The sequence below is a fragment of the Escherichia sp. WS1450 genome (genome assembly GCF_046487395.1).
GTDB lineage: Bacteria > Pseudomonadota > Gammaproteobacteria > Enterobacterales > Enterobacteriaceae > Escherichia > Escherichia coli.
The window spans coordinates 1-3,139 of record NZ_JBJQJO010000085.1; the positions used below are offsets into that span (position 1 = coordinate 1).

General features: G+C 52.6%; 3 protein-coding genes and 1 pseudogene. 3 read left to right on the forward strand and 1 reads right to left on the reverse strand.

Annotated features, from left to right (window positions below; translation table 11 throughout):
* The coding region (locus tag ACJHYR_RS27305; RefSeq protein ID WP_171766542.1) for a phage integrase N-terminal SAM-like domain-containing protein at positions 1–201 on the reverse strand (201 nt) is incomplete at its 3' end.
* A 166-nt stretch (positions 202–367) separates the two neighbouring features.
* On the opposite strand from ACJHYR_RS27305, the gene estX reads away from it, so the two are divergent.
* From estX to ACJHYR_RS27320, 3 genes and pseudogenes are all read left to right on the forward strand, one after another.
* Complete coding sequence (estX, locus tag ACJHYR_RS27310; RefSeq protein WP_001456218.1) at positions 368–1,210, forward strand: alpha/beta fold putative hydrolase EstX; 843 nt, start codon at positions 368–370, stop codon at positions 1,208–1,210.
* A gap of 95 nt (positions 1,211–1,305) precedes the next feature.
* Positions 1,306–1,914 carry an HAD family hydrolase gene (locus ACJHYR_RS27315; protein WP_000050382.1) on the forward strand — a complete coding sequence of 203 codons (609 nt, stop codon included), beginning with the start codon at positions 1,306–1,308 and terminating at the stop codon, positions 1,912–1,914.
* A 57-nt stretch (positions 1,915–1,971) separates the two neighbouring features.
* Positions 1,972–2,810, forward strand: a pseudogene (locus ACJHYR_RS27320) (AadA family aminoglycoside 3''-O-nucleotidyltransferase).
* Positions 2,811–3,139: the final 329 nt, after the last annotated feature.

Here is a 3,139-nt window from a genome sequence, read left to right on the forward strand (position 1 = left end):
CCAGGACAGAAATGCCTCGACTTCGCTGCTGCCCAAGGTTGCCGGGTGACGCACACCGTGGAAACGGATGAAGGCACGAACCCAGTGGACATAAGCCTGTTCGGTTCGTAAGCTGTAATGCAAGTAGCGTATGCGCTCACGCAACTGGTCCAGAACCTTGACCGAACGCAGCGGTGGTAACGGCGCAGTGGCGGTTTTCATGGCTTGTTATGACTGTTTTTTTGTACAGTCTATGCCTCGAGCATCCAAGCAGCAAGCGCGTTACGCCGTGGGTCGATGTTTGATGTTATGGAGCAGCAACGATGTTACGCAGCAGGGCAGTCGCCCTAAAACAAAGTTGTACGTAGAACTCGAAGGCAATTTAAGTATGAAAGAAAAGGTAGTTGTTGATAAAGCGATTTCACTCTATACCGAATCATTCGGCGACCCGGCCCATGAACCCATTATTCTGATCATGGGGGCAATGTCGTCTGCGGTGTGGTGGCCTGATGAGTTTTGTTCCCAACTTGCCAAAATGGGTCGCTATGTGATCCGGTACGACCACCGTGATACCGGGAAATCAACAAGCTATGAGCCAGGTCAGGCTCCATATTCCGTTGAAGAATTAGCAGATGATGTGGTTCGCGTCATTGATGGTTATGGTCTGGAAGCTGCTCATTTAGTCGGCATGTCTTTGGGGGGATTTCTTTCCCAGCTTGTAGCTCTCAAGTATCCGAAACGTGTGAAGAGCTTGACGCTGATTGCTTCAGAACGGCTTGCAGATGCAGATCCGGATATGCCCGCTTTTGATCCTGCCATCATTGAGTATCACCAACGGGCGGAATCGCTGGATTGGTCTGATAGAGATGCTGTCGTCGCGTATCAGGTCGGAGCGTGGCGAATCAACTCAGGTACTGCGCATGCTTTTGACGCTGAGAAGATACAAAACATCGCTGAGTTAAATTTTGATCGCACTCCGAATATCCTGACAACATTCAACCACACTACTTTAGGTGGTGGCGAGAGATGGCTCGGGAGATTAAATGAGATAGCTGTACCAACTTTGATCATTCACGGCACGGAGGATCCTGTACTTCCTTATGTGCATGGGTTGGCACTGAAAGATGCGATTCGTGGTTCAAAAATGCTGACACTCGAAGGCACGGGACATGAGTTGCATCATGAAGACTGGCCGAGGATTATCCAGGCGATTAAGGGGCAAACGTCATAGCTATCGGTTGCACCGTACAACAAGTTGCTGCACCGGAAAAATTACTCGCTGCGCTCGCAATTTTCCGGTGAGCAAGGCGTTAGCGCCCACAACGCATGTCTCTCGCACTCTTTGACTTCGATGGCACAATTACCACTCGCGAGACGATGCCGGATTTTGTGCGGCGGTCCGTGAGCCGACGTCGACTGCTTGTGGGACAACTGCTTCTGGCGCCGCTCGTGCTTGGGTATAAGATTGGGATCTTGTCTGGCACCCTGATCCGTCGCGTCATCGTTCGCTTCGCTTACAGCGGCATCCCGGCCTCGGTCCTGGAGGCCCAAGGTCGTGACTTCGCTCAGAGCTACCTGCCCAATACCCTCCGCGGCGAGGCAATGCAGCGCATCGCATGGCACAAAGCGCAGGGGCACAAGGTTGTCGTTGTTTCCGGCGGACTTGAGGCTTACTTGGAGCCGTGGTGCGACTCGCACGGCGTTGAGCTCATCTGTTCTTCCTTGCAACAGTCGGACGGAATCCTAACGGGCCGCTATGAAGGGCGGCAGTGCGTCTTGACGGAGAAGGCTCGCTTGGTCCGTGAGCGCTACGACCTGGCGACATATCCGACCATCTACGCGTACGGAGACACGCCGGAGGACCTGGATATGCTGGCCATTGCTACTAAGCAGTACTATCAGTGGCAAGAGGTTGGCGTCGCAGGTGGGCGCTAACAAGTCATTCAAGCCGACGCCGCTTCGCGGCGCGGCTTAATTCTGGTGTTAGACATCATGAGGGTAGCGGTGACCATCGAAATTTCGAACCAACTATCAGAGGTGCTAAGCGTCATTGAGCGCCATCTGGAATCAACGTTGCTGGCCGTGCATTTGTACGGCTCCGCAGTGGATGGCGGCCTGAAGCCATACAGCGATATTGATTTGTTGGTTACTGTGGCCGTAAAGCTTGATGAAACGACGCGGCGAGCATTGCTCAATGACCTTATGGAGGCTTCGGCTTTCCCTGGCGAGAGCGAGACGCTCCGCGCTATAGAAGTCACCCTTGTCGTGCATGACGACATCATCCCGTGGCGTTATCCGGCTAAGCGCGAGCTGCAATTTGGAGAATGGCAGCGCAATGACATTCTTGCGGGTATCTTCGAGCCAGCCATGATCGACATTGATCTAGCTATCCTGCTTACAAAAGCAAGAGAACATAGCGTTGCCTTGGTAGGTCCGGCAGCGGAGGAATTCTTTGACCCGGTTCCTGAACAGGATCTATTCGAGGCGCTGAGGGAAACCTTGAAGCTATGGAACTCGCAGCCCGACTGGGCCGGCGATGAGCGAAATGTAGTGCTTACGTTGTCCCGCATTTGGTACAGCGCAATAACCGGCAAAATCGCGCCGAAGGATGTCGCTGCCGACTGGGCAATAAAACGCCTACCTGCCCAGTATCAGCCCGTCTTACTTGAAGCTAAGCAAGCTTATCTGGGACAAAAAGAAGATCACTTGGCCTCACGCGCAGATCACTTGGAAGAATTTATTCGCTTTGTGAAAGGCGAGATCATCAAGTCAGTTGGTAAATGATGTCTAACAATTCGTTCAAGCCGACCGCGCTACGCGCGGCGGCTTAACTCCGGCGTTGGGCGCACAATAAGGCTCCTTGCAGAGTTGCTTGAAAGTTGTTACGATTCAAATTCAATCATGAGATAGTCAGCAGATGAGCACTTCCAAGAACGCAGACAAGTAAGCCGCAGCAACCTTCATTTTTCGGTTGTTGCGGCGTTCTCATGAATCCTTTTGCTCTACGGGAGCGCCGCCAAATCCTTTGTTCAAGGAGATGGTTTCGTGAGCTCAAAAAACTTTAGTTGGCGGTACTCCCTTGCCGCCACGGTGTTGTTGTTATCACCGTTCGATTTATTGGCATCACTCGGCATGGACATGTACTTGCCAGCAGTGCCGT

Excerpts from the sequence above, each read along its gene's own strand:
- estX (WP_001456218.1), top strand. The coding sequence starts at position 368 with ATGAAAGAAAAGGTAGTTGTTGATAAAGCGATTTCACTCTATACCGAA.
- ACJHYR_RS27315 (WP_000050382.1), top strand. The coding sequence starts at position 1,306 with ATGTCTCTCGCACTCTTTGACTTCGATGGCACAATTACCACTCGCGAG.